This window comes from Cytobacillus sp. Bac17 (genome assembly GCF_024519925.1).
GTDB classification, from domain to species: Bacteria; Bacillota; Bacilli; order Bacillales; family Cytobacillaceae; genus Cytobacillus; species Cytobacillus pseudoceanisediminis.
Genome location: NZ_JALJRC010000014.1, coordinates 102300 through 119308, shown reverse-complemented (window position 1 = coordinate 119308; position 17009 = coordinate 102300). Strand labels below are relative to the sequence as shown.

General features: G+C 37.1%; 18 protein-coding genes. 6 read left to right on the top strand and 12 right to left on the bottom strand.

Annotated elements, in window-relative coordinates; translation table 11 throughout:
- Positions 1-649: 649 nt before the first annotated feature.
- The 3 genes from ltrA to NR125_RS17020 all read right to left on the bottom strand — a co-directional run bounded on the left by ltrA (position 650) and on the right by NR125_RS17020 (position 4746).
- Positions 650-2467 (bottom strand): group II intron reverse transcriptase/maturase, encoded by a 1818-nt coding sequence (gene ltrA / locus NR125_RS17030; protein ID WP_256815776.1) that lies wholly within the window; start codon positions 2465-2467, stop codon positions 650-652.
- A 770-nt stretch (positions 2468-3237) separates the two neighbouring features.
- A complete protein-coding gene (locus NR125_RS17025) occupies positions 3238-4275 on the bottom strand; it encodes a DNA primase (protein WP_256815775.1) in 1038 nt (345 codons plus the stop codon).
- A 246-nt stretch (positions 4276-4521) separates the two neighbouring features.
- Positions 4522-4746, bottom strand: a complete 225-nt coding sequence (locus NR125_RS17020; RefSeq protein ID WP_256815774.1) for a hypothetical protein — start codon at positions 4744-4746, stop codon at positions 4522-4524.
- Positions 4747-4953: 207 nt separating this feature from the next.
- On the opposite strand from NR125_RS17020, the gene NR125_RS17015 reads away from it, so the two are divergent.
- The 4 genes from NR125_RS17015 to NR125_RS17000 are packed head-to-tail and all read left to right on the top strand — an operon-like array spanning position 4954 to position 7901.
- Positions 4954-5475 carry a DUF6431 domain-containing protein gene (locus tag NR125_RS17015; RefSeq protein ID WP_256815785.1) on the top strand — a complete coding sequence of 174 codons (522 nt, stop codon included), beginning with the start codon at positions 4954-4956 and terminating at the stop codon, positions 5473-5475.
- A gap of 44 nt (positions 5476-5519) precedes the next feature.
- Positions 5520-6875, top strand: a complete 1356-nt coding sequence (locus NR125_RS17010; RefSeq protein WP_256815773.1) for a DDE-type integrase/transposase/recombinase — start codon at positions 5520-5522, stop codon at positions 6873-6875.
- Complete coding sequence (locus NR125_RS17005) at positions 6868-7668, top strand: ExeA family protein (protein ID WP_061794454.1); 801 nt, start codon at positions 6868-6870, stop codon at positions 7666-7668. The genes NR125_RS17010 and NR125_RS17005 overlap by 8 nt, the downstream gene beginning before the upstream one ends.
- The gene (locus NR125_RS17000; RefSeq protein ID WP_130201358.1) at positions 7665-7901 is read left to right on the top strand and encodes a DUF5348 domain-containing protein; all 237 of its coding nucleotides are present in this window, start codon (positions 7665-7667) and stop codon (positions 7899-7901) included. Before NR125_RS17005 ends, NR125_RS17000 begins: the two co-directional genes overlap by 4 nt.
- 407 nt (positions 7902-8308) lie before the next feature.
- Here NR125_RS17000 and NR125_RS16995 read toward each other — a convergent pair whose 3' ends face one another.
- The 5 genes from NR125_RS16995 to NR125_RS16975 form a co-directional block, all read right to left on the bottom strand.
- Positions 8309-8542 carry a hypothetical protein gene (locus tag NR125_RS16995; RefSeq protein ID WP_256815768.1) on the bottom strand — a complete coding sequence of 78 codons (234 nt, stop codon included), beginning with the start codon at positions 8540-8542 and terminating at the stop codon, positions 8309-8311.
- A 295-nt stretch (positions 8543-8837) separates the two neighbouring features.
- Positions 8838-9449, bottom strand: coding sequence for a hypothetical protein (locus tag NR125_RS16990; RefSeq protein ID WP_256815767.1), 612 nt, complete (start codon positions 9447-9449; stop codon positions 8838-8840).
- 333 nt (positions 9450-9782) lie between these two features.
- Positions 9783-9956, bottom strand: a complete 174-nt coding sequence (locus NR125_RS16985) for a hypothetical protein (RefSeq protein WP_160169270.1) — start codon at positions 9954-9956, stop codon at positions 9783-9785.
- A gap of 228 nt (positions 9957-10184) precedes the next feature.
- Positions 10185-11201, bottom strand: a complete 1017-nt coding sequence (locus tag NR125_RS16980) for an anti sigma factor C-terminal domain-containing protein (protein WP_256815766.1) — start codon at positions 11199-11201, stop codon at positions 10185-10187.
- Positions 11198-11695, bottom strand: a complete 498-nt coding sequence (locus NR125_RS16975) for an RNA polymerase sigma factor (protein ID WP_035332075.1) — start codon at positions 11693-11695, stop codon at positions 11198-11200. The genes NR125_RS16980 and NR125_RS16975 overlap by 4 nt, the downstream gene beginning before the upstream one ends.
- A gap of 402 nt (positions 11696-12097) precedes the next feature.
- Here NR125_RS16975 and NR125_RS16970 point away from each other — a divergent pair, with 402 nt between their 5' ends.
- Positions 12098-12922 carry an ATP-dependent DNA ligase gene (locus NR125_RS16970; RefSeq protein WP_256815765.1) on the top strand — a complete coding sequence of 275 codons (825 nt, stop codon included), beginning with the start codon at positions 12098-12100 and terminating at the stop codon, positions 12920-12922.
- A 90-nt stretch (positions 12923-13012) separates the two neighbouring features.
- Positions 13013-13144, top strand: a complete 132-nt coding sequence (locus NR125_RS16965) for an FbpB family small basic protein (RefSeq protein ID WP_197205985.1) — start codon at positions 13013-13015, stop codon at positions 13142-13144.
- A gap of 545 nt (positions 13145-13689) precedes the next feature.
- Here NR125_RS16965 and NR125_RS16960 read toward each other — a convergent pair.
- The 4 genes from NR125_RS16960 to NR125_RS16945 all read right to left on the bottom strand — a co-directional run bounded on the left by NR125_RS16960 (position 13690) and on the right by NR125_RS16945 (position 16940).
- Positions 13690-14832 carry a hypothetical protein gene (locus tag NR125_RS16960; protein ID WP_256815764.1) on the bottom strand — a complete coding sequence of 381 codons (1143 nt, stop codon included), beginning with the start codon at positions 14830-14832 and terminating at the stop codon, positions 13690-13692.
- A gap of 595 nt (positions 14833-15427) precedes the next feature.
- Positions 15428-15736 (bottom strand): hypothetical protein, encoded by a 309-nt coding sequence (locus tag NR125_RS16955; RefSeq protein ID WP_256815763.1) that lies wholly within the window; start codon positions 15734-15736, stop codon positions 15428-15430.
- A gap of 132 nt (positions 15737-15868) precedes the next feature.
- A complete protein-coding gene (locus NR125_RS16950; protein WP_206842829.1) occupies positions 15869-16486 on the bottom strand; it encodes a hypothetical protein in 618 nt (205 codons plus the stop codon).
- Positions 16470-16940, bottom strand: a complete 471-nt coding sequence (locus NR125_RS16945) for a hypothetical protein (RefSeq protein WP_206842827.1) — start codon at positions 16938-16940, stop codon at positions 16470-16472. The genes NR125_RS16950 and NR125_RS16945 overlap by 17 nt, the downstream gene beginning before the upstream one ends.
- Between the last annotated feature and the right edge of the window lie 69 nt (positions 16941-17009).

The following is a 17009-nucleotide window of genomic DNA, read 5'->3' as shown; positions in this document are numbered from 1 at the left end:
GAAAGCTGTAAAGTATCGGACACCAGATACTTACAGCAACTAAAATCTTTTTGTAAGACCACTTAGCTTTAGTATTCGCTAAGTTCGACATTACGAGGTGTTAGTAAGGGTATTCGTTTCAGCATTAGTAATGCGTACCTCGCCATGACAGTTACTAGCCCCCCGATTACTTCGCTAACCACTTTTCAGGTCTGCTTTTCACCGACTTCACCGAGCTTCATACAAGTCCCTATAATAGGAAGAGATTTGCATGTCGGAGTATTAGGGTAGTTATGCCTGCTTTCATAACTCAATGGGAGCTTCCCCCATCAATTCAGAAAATGAGTTAAATATTTAAAGATTTAAAGATTAAATATCTATAAATATTTCTAAGTCTTTGCGTAGGCATTTCTACCATACTTTGAACTTAGAACAGAACGCACGTGTCCATATCGTACGCTAAGATAAACTTTTTGGTTCCCCAATCCTTCAGCAAAGGAATGAGCGGGGCAAAGTTACCTACACCTGGAATCCCAACAATCGTTGATTTTAGAATGTTTGCTACAAGTTGAGACTATGTTGATAGGTAAGGCATTGAAATTATCTCAACCTTTTCCCCCAACCCACACCGTACGTGCGACTTTCACCGCATACGGCGTTCCATCAAACTCTAGATTGCAATTTCCTCCAATTTACAATTCTTGCGGTATCTATTAATCTTCTCTATCTGTTTTCTATCGAAGTTAAATTCAGCAAGTATTGAGTTAATCGTTTCAAGTTTGGTCGCATGAATTAATTTGTGAATATCTTTATGAATAATTCTCAAATTGCGAAATTCATCCGTACCTCCCAAGTGACGAGGTTTGAAATGGTGACATTGAACATCTTCTGCATATAGGAAAATACCTGAAACTTCACATTTTCCCAGCTTCATAGAGTAACGGGAGATTCTATTATCAAGGTATTCCATAGAACTACCTGGATACTTTTCCAGAGACATTCTGAGAATTTCCTTGTAAACATCCACATTGATTTTCTTATGAAGTATTTTTCTGCCTTCTTCAGTGTAGGGTGTTAGTTCCTGTGAGAAATTCATTGGAGACTGATGTTGCTGTCCTACAATGGGAAAAAGATGTACTGTCCCGATGATCCAAGTTTTCCGAGTCAACTTACCAAAACGCTTTTTGTAAGTAGGAGTGGGGTCTTTGGGTCGTTCAAATTTTCCGTCCTTCTTGAAACGATTATGCATGAGTACACGTAAGTCATAGGATAACTTATCGAGGTCCTTATACACATGAGTAGCGATTTTGAAGTAATCATGAGTACCTAATACGAAAGAGTTAAACTTCTGGCAGTTGGCTTTGGTTGGGTTCTTTGAGATTTGTTGAATGTGAACCTTAGCTTGCTGTTTAATATTGTTTAACTTTTTAGGTCTAATGTTACTTTTAGTCACGAATTTGCTACCTTTCTTATGAAGGGTAAGCGAAAATCCTAAGAACTCTGTATTCCGCTTTCGAAGGTTTACTACTCCTGATTTCTCGGGAGAAATATTAAGTCCGAGACGATCTTTAAGGTACCCTTTAACTGCATGAAACCATCGCCAAGCTGTTTTATGATCTTTAGCAAAGATTTTAAAATCATCTGCGTATCTGACGATAAAACCACTTTTAAGGTTGGTCTTGGATAAAGCTTTGTACTTAGCGATTCTGGGGTTTTTATATAGTTCAGCCTCGTTAATATTGAAATTCTCAAATTGTCCGGCAACCCAATGATCAAGGTCATTTAAGACCACATTGGATAATAAAGGTGATAAGATTCCCCCTTGAGGGGTTCCCTTATTTGGAATACCCATTCCTTTTACTGGTGACTTGAGCATTTTCATTATTATGGCTAAAACTTTTCTGTCCCTGATGCCGATGTTCCAAAGTTGCTTCATGAGTTTCGTATGATTGACGTTATCAAAGAAACCTTTGATATCAATGTCAACGCAATAATGATAATGGTATCTGTTCATTAGTGCCATCGATCTAGCTACAGCGTTGTGTGCTGTCCGTAAAGGTCTGAAACCGTAACTGTGTTTGTAAAATTTTGCTTCACATATGGGTTCAAGAACTTGTTTAAACATTTGCTGTAATAAACGGTCAATCATAGAAGGGATACCAAGAGGTCTTTGTCCTCCGTTAGCTTTTTCAATATAGGTTCTTTTAACAGGTTTAGGTACGTAATCGGCAAGCAAGTCATGTATGAGATTGATAAATTCATCTCTGTTCATGTTCTTGTAATTACCGATATTGAATCTGTCCGTACCAGCTGTTTTAGATCCTTTATTACTCTTAATTGACCTATAAGCAAGGAGAATGTTCTCGTCACTGATTATGTGGTCATAGAGTCTGTTAAAGGTTTCGCCTTCGCTACTCTCAAGATAGAGATTAGAGAATAATTCGGTAGTACCGTAATATTCCCAGTGTCGCAAGGTTGTCTGTATCATGGATACCACTCTCCTTTTGGAAGGGTATTTCCCATGTTCTTACAAGACCCATACAGTTCAATTGGAAAATTGATTGCATTTTCTATAATATGACTAGTGGCTATCCCTCAACAGGAATTACCCTGTTTCAATGGTACTGTGCCACCACTTTCACCGAAGTAAAGTGATTTAATACTGCTTGGCAGATTTATTTTCACAAACACGTCCTTTGATAGAGGTTTTAATACGTACCTTCGGTTTACCACGTTCCATCTTTCCTAGCCATCCATGTAAATTTTAGGTGCTTGCTATGAGCCCGTGAAACAACAATAACGTCATTGCTCGTTATACCGACTTTCATAAACACAATTCTTACTCATCGGCGGTCTCACCACCGCGATAGCGGCAATAGCATTTCTGCTATTCAGGCGTGAGGACCCGTACATTCGCAAGTTCGTCAGACCCTTAATTGAGTCATTCTCACCATGATTTACTTTTCGGCACCCAGATCTATAGGGTTCACCAACCACCTCTGGTCAGCTTTCCTCGGCATTATCCGTTAGGGAACCTCTCAACCATTCTTCACCTAGCTTCACACTTTGACCATCTATCAAATTTTCAAAGCATGTAGGAGTATTAGGTAGGCGTTTCGGGTAGGCATGATAACCCTCATTCCACCAATCAGAAAGATAGTTGTAATTACAAACATTCAATAGAAGAAACTAGTAAAACTTTTAAGGTGACTTGTATTTGATTAGTTACATGAATGTCGATAATCCCGTTGTTTCGTGCTAAGCACTTATCAACGAACGTGTCACACTGTGCTCCCCTTCTGTTCCGATAATAACTTTGACATTATAGACCTCGGAAAGATCATTCCCTACTTCCCAAATCTTAACCTGAGAGACGGGAGGAGCTATATGAAGCGGGGCTCCACTTGCTGCACCATTACGGCGAATTTGGTACTTTTCTTTTTCCGTTGCAGTATTGTCAGTAGAAGAGAACCAAATATACTTGGGATTCCCAACATCGCGACGAATTCGCATTCGCACTATTCTTCCTTGGCGGTCCCGGACTGGAATGAAGTATCCGCCTTTCCCTGCAGAGATCGTCCAAACCCAATAACCTCTACCTTCCTTATCAGGCTCCACTAGCTCCTTCGGATACTGGCTGCCAACTGATTCAGGAATTAACCGCTGAACGAAGCCTGGGACCCGGGCTAGTGGATACTCTTTTAAGATCAATTTCTGCAGAATCGGCATCAATTCTTCACCAGAAGGAATAGAACGAAAACCCAAAGCAATGATATCTTCCTTTGTATATTTTCGTTTCTCCATCCACTCAATCGCATGTTCCTTTCTGATCGGACATAAGGATAAAAAAGCACGATATACCTTATCGCAAATGTCATCACTTAAAGGTTCCAGCTCTTTTGTTTGAGGGCGAACGTATGGCTTTTTTTTGGTTTGAACAGTACTCCCATCGTCATAGACAATTGGGATTCCAAGTAAACCAGCGATTGCCTCAATCACTTTGGGAAATGTCTTCTTGTCTTCCTTACTATTCTTGTCATAAGCTCTTCCGTACTCATTCCAAAAATAATAGTTGAATGCACTTGAACCACTTGCCTCACAAGCAAAACACTTAAATAGGTTCTTGTTTGGCTCAATGTACGTGTTGTCACTGACTCTTGCTAAGTGGCCTGGGTTAGGGCAAGGGATTTGGTATTGCTTCCCAATACGTTTAGGGTTATTCCCTAGCGCATAAGCTAAATCCAAAATCCCTGCTGAATTTACTGCTTCGATTGTTTCGCTGCTGATTCTAGCCATAAACAATCTCCTCCTCCTTAAAAAGTTCCTCCTCTACACAGGGCTTGAGCACAAAAAAAGAGCACTCCTTCAAGTCATCAATTAGTATCACAACAAAACAGATACTTTTGATCACTTCAAGGAGTGCTTTTTGTTAACCCGTAGATTCCTTCCGCATGGATGGAAAAAGAAGAAATAAATAGAAATATATAGATATTATAGCATAAGTTTCAAAATAGACTATCATTTTTTTAACCAAGATAAAGTTTACCCTAAGAATTGCTGAATCGCTGCGGTTAATCCATTAAATGGACCTGATTTATTCTCCCCATCATTAATAAACCAGTGGACATTTTTCAATACCTGATTTTCTTCTATACCTGTGTACTCAGTGTATACCTCAGCTTTTAGTCCATCCGCCCGTTCCACAACATATCCAAATATTTGCTTGTCCTGATAATAATCTTCAAAAACCTCAACTGTTTTTGACATCCTAAATTAACCGAATGTTGACGGTATTGCCTGTCCAGAAATAGTCGATTATAATGTCCGTATGTAATTCGGAACATTTCGACATTTTATTCTGGAGAAAGGAAAAGACGTCCCCCGAAATGTATAACTGCGCCAACAGTTATACGGGAGACGTCCCAACCAAAAAGTATATGCTCATTGTATCAGATTATCGACTGATTGAAAATAGTGAAACTGGGGTTTTTAATTAGGGGTGCGGGGAGGATTCCTTCCCCATGTTGCGGGAAAGACATGTTGGTAATAGGAACCAAGGATCGAAAAGCCGTTGATCATTCTGGTCAAATGAAGGTATATAACATCCGAAGATTACGGTGCATAAATTGTCGTGCCATTCACCATGAGCTACCAGATTTTTTGGTCCCATACAAGCGCTATGAACTGGGATGTATAGAAAGCGTTCTTACGAACCCAACTAACCATACGGTTCCAGCTGATGATTCCACTCTTTCGAGGTGGCATAGTTGGCTCCAAGAATTCGTGGATTACTGGGTGGGCTGTTTAATTTCCATCATGATCAGAACCAATCAGGGAAATATCCCCCCGGACCTTACGTCCGAAGTTTCGGGGACTGCACTTCAAAGGATAGGACGCTTGGCAGGAGATGCCAGTGGCTGGCTGGCCAGGATTGTCCGGCCCATCGTAAATATTAATTTATGGGTACATACCCGTTCTGCATTCATTGTCCAATAGCCCATGATTTACACTCATGATAGATTCAGAGAGGAGAGTGTGTCATGAGGGATTATAAGAAATCAGAAGAATTGGCCGTGCAGCGTTTTCAATTAATATCGCCTCTATTGGCAGAGGGTCTTGATGCTGGAAAGCGAAAGGAATTAAAAGAACAGATTGCGAAGGTAAGTGGCCTTTCGGAGAGAACCATCAGACGATATTTGGCTCAATTTCGTGAAGATGGTTTTGGGGGACTGAAGCCCCAAGGGAGACAATCTTCTAGAAAGTCAGAAGCCATTCCTCCCCATCTATTAGAACAGGCTATTCTTCTTCGCAAAGAAGTACCTAGCCGCAGTGTGGCGCAAATTATCCAGATTCTTGAGTGGGAAGGATTGGCTGAACCCGGACAAATCAAAAGGTCCACTCTTCAGGAAAAGCTGACGGAAAAAGGTTACAGCTCACGACATATGCGCCTTTACTCCCAAACAGGAGTGGCTGCCCGAAGATTTCAGAAACGACACCGGAACCAACTTTGGCAATCTGACATTAAATATGGCCCTTACTTACCTATTGGTCCAAATGGGGTCAAGAAGCAAGTCTATCTTGTCGCCTTTATCGACGATGCCACTAGGTTTGTGGTTCATGCGGCCTTCTACCCTACACTAGATTCAAGAATTATTGAGGATGCATTCCGCCAGGCTATCCAAAAATACGGTGTTCCAGAAGCTGTTTATTTTGATAATGGAAAACAATATCGAACCAAATGGATGTCACGAACCTGTTCAAAAATAGGCAGTCGTCTTATCTACACAAAACCGTATTCTGCCGAATCGAAAGGCAAAATTGAAAGGTTTAATAGAGTCATAGATTCATTCATTAGTGAAGCTGTTCTTGAGAAACCCAATACCTTAGATCGATTAAATGAGCTCTTTCAAGTGTGGCTAACAGAGTGTTATCAGAATAAACCACACTCTGCGCTTGGGGAGAAAATTAGCCCAGAAACCGCCTTTCGTTCGGATAAGAAATCGATTCGTTTTATCGATCAGGATGCATTGAGCAATGCGTTCCTACACTGTGAAACAAGAAAAGTGGATAAATCAGGGTGTATCAGTTTTATGGATCAAAAATATGAGGTGGGTTTGGCCTTCATGGGTCGACAGGTTGATGTAGTCTATGACCCGGCAAATATCGAAGAGCTGACCATTGAGTTTGAGGATCACGCTCCTTGGAAAGCAAGAAAGCTCATCATTGGAGAAAGAGCAGGAAAACGTCCTGCATTACCGGAGCACCTGCAGGTGCAGAATGTGGAATCTTCCAGACTATTAAAAGCAGCTGAACGAAAGAATGAGAAACGCAAAAGCGAACAGAAGACTGCCGTAACCTTCCGTGGCGTTTGGAAGGAGGATGATTCTCTTGTTTGAAGCTTTTTACGAAATGGAAAATACCCCTTTTACCCGAAATCTGCCAACGGAACAGCTCTATGATTCTTCCATGACGCAAGAAATCCTCGGAAGACTGAAATATGCAGCTGAAAGACAGCTTTTTGCCATCCTGAGTGGAGATAGTGGCACCGGAAAAACAACGACAATCCGTAAGTTCGTGGACAAACTGGACAAAGGGAAATTCCACGTCCTTTATCTGTCCGATTCGAAGTTAACTCCTCGCCATTTTTACAAAGGTCTATTAGAACAGTTAGGCTCTGAAGCAAAGTTTTATCGAGGAGATGCAAAACGGCAACTACATCGGGAGATTGAATTAATGAAAGGAATACGAGGACTCCAACCTGTTGTGGTAGTGGATGAAGCTCACCTGCTCGATCGGGAAATGCTTGAAGAGGTTCGATTCCTTCTGAATTTTAAGATGGATTCGCAAAGCCCGATGGCACTTATTCTCGTCGGTCAAAGTGAATTGTGGGATCGACTTCGACTCCAGTCCTATGCAGCGATTCGTCAAAGAATCGATATCCAATTCCAGTTAGGCCATCTAGACCGTGCCCAAGTTGGGGAGTATGTTTCCAGGCATCTTCGGTATGCCGGAGTGGATCAACCCATATTTTCTGACGGAGCCCTAGATGAAATCCATCGGTTCTCTGGTGGAGCAGCTAGACTCATTAATAAACTCTGCACCCATAGCCTTTTATACGGCTCACAAAATGGTCGAAGAATCATTGACGATCATATGATTAAGCAAGTCATCCAGGGGGAACTTTCATGAAGGGCCGCTGGAAAGATATGAATTACAATGAAGAGTTGGACTGTTGGGTTGTATTTTGGGGGGATAATTCAGGTTATAAAATGCGGTGTGGGGAATGGTTTGAGCTTCATCTAGGATACGGACAGATTCTTTCCTGCCGTCTAGAATTGGGCAGAGACTGGTATATTCTAACCGGTCGAAATGAAGTCAGGTTTTATCTAAAGAAAAATGAAACGTATCAAGTAGATGTATAAGAATGTTCGGGAAGCAATGACAGCTTCCCTTTCGTTTTGGTCAGTGAATCCGTCAGTTTCAGGACAACTAGCGTCGACAATTTCGGGTCATTATAAAACGTCATTAACACTCAACCTCCTTCACATTTGAATTCTTCACAATGTTATTTATGTTTGATTTAAATTCTGACAGTATTTGTTCTTTTTTCTGAAAATCGAGATCCATTTTTGAACCACCTCAACTTAATTTCCTATAGTATGTACAGCTCCCTTATTTCTAGTACAATTTTCCATGTAACAATCTAAGAGCCTTCTTCGGCACCCCGATATTGCTTATACTCCACTAATGAAAAAATAATAAAAGTCAATCCATTAATTCAAATAAGCCGACCCTTTTACGAACCGGCCAGAAAGCTTATTAGAGTAGATTATTTATTTCTGAATTTTTCCACTAAAGTCCAAGCTATATATATTAGTAACGTACACAGTAATATGATTAAAAAAGAATTTGTAAGTAAATCAAAATCCAGTTCATTTGTGGTCTTGACTGTATTCCCCTTATCATCCATTTCGAAAATAGTCCAACCATTATAATCTAGGATAAAGTATGAAATTATAATTCCAAGTACTATTCCACCTATTAAGGATTTAATTTTTTTCAAAATCTAACCTCCAATAATGTTTTTACAGTATTCAATAATTAGGAAAATAATAAGAGAGGAGCAGCGAAATTAAAAGAAAAAGAGGTTTAGAGATGAATAGCTCTCTTATAACAAAACAATAACTCATAAAATTTATCTATATATTTGTCCTTTTTAATAAGCATAGTTTAACTCCTAACAAAATAAATTAACTTTTTTCTACATAAATAATGTCCGCCTCTCAAAAATTGAAAGGAGGACATTATTTATATACTATTTGAGTGATAAAAATTAAAATTAACCTTATTTTTGTCAATTAATCATAAAATTCTACATATACAGATCTTGTAGGAACTGTCATTTTAATTATATAAAACTCTGCTTTATTATTGTCACCGTCTACATAATTTCTAGCGTCAACAATTATCTCTTGTGGAGTTCCAATGTTACTTAAGGTAACTGTGCCCAAAGTATCATCACCAATAGCCCCGTCATCTTCCATAATTTTATACATCCATGTGAAGCCAGGACCAATGGAAGGTTGATCAACGACAAACCTAAAATTCCCACCATTTGAATGAACTATCTTAGAAGCACTTGTATTAATAGTGTCAGAGGTAATATAATCCCACGTTCCAGCTCCAAGTGTAGTAATCGGCGATGAATCTCTTTTCAATGGTATCTGTGATTCCATAATCGTAATTGAATTTTCTACAAATCCCGGTTGTGTATTTAGTCCATCTTTACCATTTTCAATTTCAGTATATTCTTCGAGATCCAGGGCTGAACCAAAATCTAATTCATCATAAATCTCTATGGCTTCGTTATTAACATTATCACTTGAAGAATCAATTTCTTCAGCGCTTACAGATAATCCTCCCATTGTAAAAGTTGAGATAGCTAGTAAAGATATTAGGGATTTTTTCATTTTTAGTATTGCTCCTTTTTATACATTGTCAATAATAGTAGTGTACGAGATTATAAAGGTTGGCCAACCCTATGTAAAATAATAACAGCATTGGGTTTTAATTTCCATAAAAATTGAAAAATTAGGAATTTTTTTGGTAGGATATCTAATAAAAGCATCTAAAAATTATAACTAACTCTGATTTGGATAGGTTCAAATGGAGATTTGTTTTACTAATGAGGAACTAAAAATTACTCCTATAATAAATATTGTAATTGAAGGACTTATGATGAAATGGAAAGGGTTCTTCTAAAAGCGGTAAAATAACAGGTTATAAATAGTTCAGTATAATACCTAAATATCAAAAATTTTATTTAATAATAGAATTAATATAAATAATAAGACAATGACTACATCATATATCCCCCATTTGTTTTTAGTCTTTTCTGGTTTATTTTGTTGTGTAAGTTTTCTATATACAGTTTGAGCCTTCATTTGTTTCTGGTTTTTATTTTCATCCTTAGACATTGAATTCCCTCCACTTTTATCCTTTGTATAAGGACTTCATAGGTTTTGCTTTCCTAAACTTTATTAGATTATTCAAACCCAGTAGCAAGTACTCCTATAGGTTGTATATTATCATTTTATTAAAGAGTATTCAGTTAATTGTAAGTCGCAGTTAGAAAAATTTAATACTCCCGTCTAAAAGACGGGAGCGTAGTGTACAAATTAAGCCAACTAAATATTCATTATTATTTAATATCTATCTATTGTTGCTCCCAGCACAGTTGCTCTTATAAATTTCAGTTCTTTAAAGCGTTCCAATTCCTCTGGAGTTCCGGTTACTACTGCACCACTTATCAACAACTCTCCATTGGAGTTTTTTGTGTTTTCTCTAATAGTTTTTAAAGCCTTTTTAATTGTGGAATTTGAATTACTAAGTTCCTTCATATTACTTATAAATACTTGCCCGGTTTCGGTTGTGTAGGGCAAATCACCTGACACATCAAAACCGAAAGCATCTTCACCCCATTTGGTTTTAACACTATCCCCCTTTATTTTATTTATTTCTTCTTTTTTTGATTTGGATGTGGTATCTACCCATAACCAATTTACATTCTTGTTGCCAAGCTGTTTACTGAGTTGATCTAAAGTCATTGGTTGTTTAAATGAAATAGCAATTTCAATAAGTTTGTCGGTTTCCAAGCCCAGGGCTACATCCAGTTCTTTAGGAAGGGGACTATAAGAAACGTCAGGGTAATAAAATTCTATTTCTCTTTCGTTATTGAAGTCATTATAACGGACTGTTCTTTTAGCTTCTTTATCCAACGTGTTTATTCCTGTCATCCCACTTCCTTGGCTAACTGTTTCTATCTTTCCAATTAACGGGATCCTCTTCGTTTTTTTATCCCAAATTATATAGCGATCGCCAAGTTGCTTACGATATTTAGTTTCTTCATTAACACTAAACATATCATGATGATAATATGATTCACTGATTTGAACATTTGCGCCAGACACAGTTTCGTTAAGTGAATTTTGTTGTTGTTCATTTATCTTATTGTTTAGAATGGCTTGGCTCCCAAATATAACAGCTGTAATTACAATTGCGGTAGTAAGGAAAGCAATAAAGACATATTTGAAGGTTTGTTTCCTCCTGGTTTTCTTAAAAACTTTTTGAAAAGATGGGCTGCTTGTAAAGTCAATTTCTTCTAAAGGTTCACTTTGTTCACTACTTTCATGTGCCTCATCTCTTGGATTTTTGTCGCTCATTCTTTAACCTCCTTATAAAACTTAATGAATTGGTTCCGGGCCCGATACAAGTTTGTTTTCACATTATCTATTTTCATATCAAGCAAAATTGAAATATCTTTATACTTTAAGTCCCAATAATATTTAAGCAAAATCAATTCTTTATAAAGGGGATTAAGTCGATCTAATGTTGTCTGTATTTCTTCTTTTTTTTCATTTCCAAGTAAAAGGTCTTCAGGCAAATCATTTGATAATAATTTTAAGTGTTCATCATTAAATCCAAGTTTTATTCTTTTTTTCTTTCGATATTGATCATGATGATAATTTAAGGCCACTCGAATGAGCCACCCTCTAATGTTTTGGGATTTTATAGAGTCTGAATAGGACAGAAATTTAAAAGCAGTCTCTTGGACAATATCTTGGGCATCGACATGTGAAATTCCATGTTTTCTTAGATATTTGTAAACCACATTTAATTCGCTGTTTAAAGTCTTTGCTTGTTCTTCCTCAAACATCTCTGCCCCCTTTCCCATCAAACATAAGACGAATTAGTTAGAGAAAAGTAAACAATAACATTTAAAAAAATTAAAGAAGTTCTTATTCATAATAGGTTTTTAGTGTATGTCTGTACAAGAAAAGAAAGTAATACATCTAGGTACCTGGAAGGACTATCATTTAAAAATAAAGAAACCTTAAAATGTTGTTTTTAGCCACAATAAAGGAGGGATGCAGGAGGGACTCTTTCAGGTCCTTGTACAAATTATTTATGCAGTTTAATGTAGATAATTAAAACGAAATGGATTAACTTACTTTATAAAAAATTTAATGGTAATACTAGTACAAATTTCTTTGTATCCCTCTAAGTACCTCCTTCGTTTATCATCATGCTGATGTAAAATGGGGTTAGAGGTGAAAGTATGTTTGTATCTCCACAGTTGTTGCATAAAGCAGCAGACAACCTTCCATTTGATGATGTTAAGTGGATAACCGAGTTAAAGCTAGATGGTATCCGCTTACTATATACAAAACTTAATGGTGTTACCCGTTTATATACCCGCCATAATAACGAGGTTACCTCCTTATTCCCAGAGATTGCCTCTGTCCCGCTTCCAGATGGCGTATACGATGGGGAGTTGATTGTACCTGGTATAGATGGCAAACCCAACTTCGAAGCGATGATGAGCCGATTTAAAAGTTTAAAAGCCCCCTATCAAGTTCAGTTTGCTATATTTGATGTGATTTATGTTAATGATAAGAAGGTCACTCATTTGCCACTTCTAGAACGAAAACAGCTATTAGAAGAACTCCTACCTACTGATTCTGAGCTGGTAACAAAAGTGAAATGGCTGAGCGGCAATGCAAAGGCATACTTTGAATTAATAAAGCAGCATGATCTTGAGGGGATAGTTCAAAAAAAGGCTGATGCCCCTTATCTTATCGGCCGGAGGTCAAAAGAAGTTTTAAAGGTCATCAATTATAAATACACCAGGATCAATATTGTTGGTTATAGCAAAAAGAAATTCGGCCTCCTGCTGCAGTTTGATGATAATGAACCAGCTGGGGTTATGGAATTTATGCCTCCAACAGAACGAAGGAAGTTCTATCAATATACAAGAGACAATCAGATTTTAGACAAAGGAGAATTTGTTTATATTAAACCTCTCTCTTGTAACGTGAAATATCGAAATCTAACAAGCAACGGGAAATTAAGAATTCCAAGCTTTGAGAGCTGGGTTAGCTAACGTCCATATGAAGGGCGTTTTTTTTTTTTTTTGCATTTTTCGACAATTTGCTACTTTTTGACTATATTTGAATTGAAGGAGGGATTTTTAATGAGAAAACCAAATAAAGCATCAATGCTAGCTCTCATTGAACAAAACAAGCAGGAGCTATTAAAGGATTCGGAACAACTTCAACAGATTGAGAAGCGTGTAGATGAAAAAATTTCTACCCAGAAATCTTAAATATTTTTGAAAAGCGATCATTTAATTAGGAATGATCGTTTTTTTTTTGTAAAAAAGCATGTACATACAGTATTTCATTCATTCAATTTAGTGAAATAAAAAGTATCAAGTTTTAATAATAAAAAAGATCAATTATTTAAAAATATAGAGCACATCGTCTTCAGTGTAGTGTATTGGCCGAGTAAGGCTTGTCCCCTCTTTAGCATCTGAAAGAATCGAATTAACACCAGTTTCCACGAATATAGTATAGAACTATCCATATTTACACAACTTAAAGTACCAATAATCCTTAAAACTCACATATTGAATCTCCAAATATCCACGAATCCACAAAAGATTACTCGTATTTGAGAATAGAGGAATCTTAGCACGTTCGGAATTAGAAAAGTGACCCTATTATCTTTGGATACAACAAAAAGACCGGTATTCATGAAATTGAACATGAATACCGGCCTTTAGCTTGAAAAATAATAATAAATGATAAAAGGATTAAAACCCAAAAAGCCATGTGACCCTTCGATTTTTTCACATGGCTGAAGTTCTATTCAATTTGAAAATACAACAGGGTATTTTCGGTATCGTTCATAATAACCAGAGGCAATTTCTATTCGATCACCAGGATCAAGCTCAATAACAACTAACGATTGCATGGAGCTTCTTAAGCTCTTTCTCATGAAAGATCCTATGCTGCCAAAAGTGAAATTGCTGTTTTCCTTTGACTTTAACTGGTAATAGTCAATTAAGCTATCTAAAGCTAAGGAGAATACGTTTCGAATAAAACGGTTCCTCTCCTTAACTGTCTGCTGGGTTGAAAACTGCATAACGTTAATGACCTCTTGTTTAACAGCTGTCAGCATATCACGCAATTCTTTCGAATGGTAAGATATCCCGGTATTCTCTAATTTGACAGTTAATTCCTTACGGAAAGCGGCTTCTAATGTTTTTGTTGCATGTTCGTCTTCTTCGATAAGCAATAAATCAGGGTTAATACATACCTTAAACTTTTTAATAACAATCTGAATTACATTCTTCTTAGTTACAGCAACCCGCTCTTTATTCGGACGTCTCTCATTATAATCACAGGCTTCAAATGAGAAAAAATCCCGTATCAAATTAATGATGTGTCTGATCTTTAAAGCGGATTTTTTCGTCTTGTCTTGTAAAGATTTCATTGTATAGATAAACGATGCCTGCATTGCCTCTGCTTGGTTTTTCCCGATAAAACGAGTGAATCGATTGAACAGGTCCAATACTAATAAAATGCCGGCAGCTTCTCTTGCTGAAACTAAACTTTTAAGAAGGGGCTTTGTTAATAATTCATAAGGAATACGGAAATAGCTTAATTTGTCCCCTTCAATACGATGTTCAGGGGAATTTAATTCTTTATATCCTACGATCTCAAAGGAAGGTAAGTCATTAATAATGACTTCACGAATAAGCCCTCTTTCAAGCAATACCATTTTGCCAGTATGTAAAGTTGTATAAGGTATTCCGCTTTGTTGAAAATCTGATAGAGAGAATTCCTTGCCTTTAATTCTTCCCAGGTCATCACATTTGAGATGCATAAGTATATATAAAGCTAACGAGGATGCAGGAAGAGGAGAACGTTCTTGTTCAGCTTTTAATAAATCTAAATGCCTTTGAAAAAACTTAACGCCTTTAACCGAAATTGATTGTTTTTTCTTCATTTTGGCTCTCCTCCTCCCTGTCAGAATATGTATGATAAAGTCTTATTTTATTTGATATAAAGTAAGTCTGAACCGTTGCGCCTACTGTGAAAAATAAGTATAATAAAGATAACAATTTAAAAAAGCCAATAAAAAACTAGCCCTCGAAAGTATATTTTTTTCGAAGGATACTAAAGTATTTAGTTTTAAGTATTTAGTATTTAGTTTTAAGTCTTAAGTTTTAGTGGCTTTCTTTAAATTTGTTGGCGCAAATTTAAAGATCTTATCTGGATCATTCGTCTATCAGAATTGGCGTTTTGATGGACACAAATTTTAATTTTAAGCTGGTCGTTGGCGCGATCAGCTTTTTGCTTGGGAAAATTATTTTTGCATAAAAAAAACGCCCTATTTATTAAAAACGGTCGCTGAAAAAATAGATACACTTCTCCCCTAAAAGGATGGACGTATCCCCAGCCCCGTAATCTGATACTTTTATACTACCATAACTTTCTAGTTGAGTAAAAGAATTTTTAAAACTCTTGCAACTTTGAAATTGGTCTGCTATTATAAAACTAATTTAATAAACAGCCTTAAATCTGATAGCAGGTCCCCCTTATCACTGATGAGGGGGATTTTGCTGTTTCTTAGAGCTTGCTAGACTTAATATGGTGCCAAGTAGGTGATTTAAACCTATTCCATATTCCCGCTGTGCTGCTAATTTTTTTGCTGTTACTAGAATAGACCGGAAGTCTTTACTAGGGGAATCTTCGTAAGCTTCATTTAATACAATCAACTGCTGTTGGGCAAAGAAAGGTTCCACTCTTTGGCTGAGAAAAATTCGATTAAATGTATCTATTAGCATCTCTTTTTCGATTGTTTCACTGTCGTGTCTTAACCGGTAAAGTAAATCCTCGATCAATATCATTTGAAGTCCCCCCTTTTTAACAAAAAAAGGCACACGGGTAGCGTATACCCATGTGCCGGTTCTTCCGTACACTAATAAATATTAATTTGATTCTATTATCTTAAAAGCATATATGTTTGTCAAGAAGACCTCCTACGTTATCCGGTTGAGAATGGCCTTCATGACATCAACATTATTCCCCTTTTCTTTAATTTTGGCAATAAAATCAAGGTAAAGGATAGCAAATAATTCTTCAATCTGAAGCTGCTCTTTATGAAGGAATGGAGAGAGATCATGAAGAAATATTTCTCCCCTTAAAAGTACCTTATCTCGAATTTTGACTGTCAGGTAGGCTTTTCTGCTATCTTCCTCCTTCACAGACATTACCTCTTCAGTCGTTTCAAATGAAAACAGGTTGGTATTCACTTTTTTTAATACCCGGGTTTCTTTCTTAGGAGGCTCTAAATATTTGTATTTGTTATCCACTAAGAAGCGAGCCATGCTTTCATATTGGGTATTTCCCTTTTTTATTTGGTTAAGAAAGTCTTCAAATAAAATAGACATTAAGTCTACGACTGAAAAAGTATAAGGAGCCTCATCGAATAGGTCCATAAAGTCCTGGCAAAAAACCTGCCCTCTTAAGTATTCATAGTATGGTAGTTTGATTTCTATGTATCGATACTTGGAAGTAAACAAAAAATCTAGAAGGCTATCCTTCTGGTTACTTAGTCTTTCTTGCAGAACATTCCATTGGCTATATGATTTCTTCAAGGTCTCCGCCCCTCTCCAGCCATTGAACACCGGACTTTATCATAATATAAACGGTCTTACGATCTGAAAAACCCTTTTGGATTGCCAGTCCATAGGGGCCGCTTATTTCTCTGTGCTCTGTCTTTAATAAGTTCGTATGCATGTATCTTTTGCTATCTTGATATGGCCAATCCCAATTGATTATATCCTGGTGATTTAATACATACCGTAGCAGCAATGTATTGAACTTAGTCTGTGATAATGGTTTCCCCATCTTTCTCATATATAGGGGATACGCTAATTTAACATAACGTCTGAGCTGCATATGAAGAATGTGATCTACAGGCAGCTTGACATTTTTAGTCTTATCCACCCGCTCTTTTCGCGGTTTTGTTGGTTTTGCTTGTGGCTGTGAGATCGTGTTAGGAACTTTATTTAGCTTCATATCATCAAACATAGGATTTATGCTACTCATATAATCTTCCTTTCTCAGGGTCACCTTTCCACTTTTCTATTAATATAAGAAGGTTGTCTTATTTTTAGA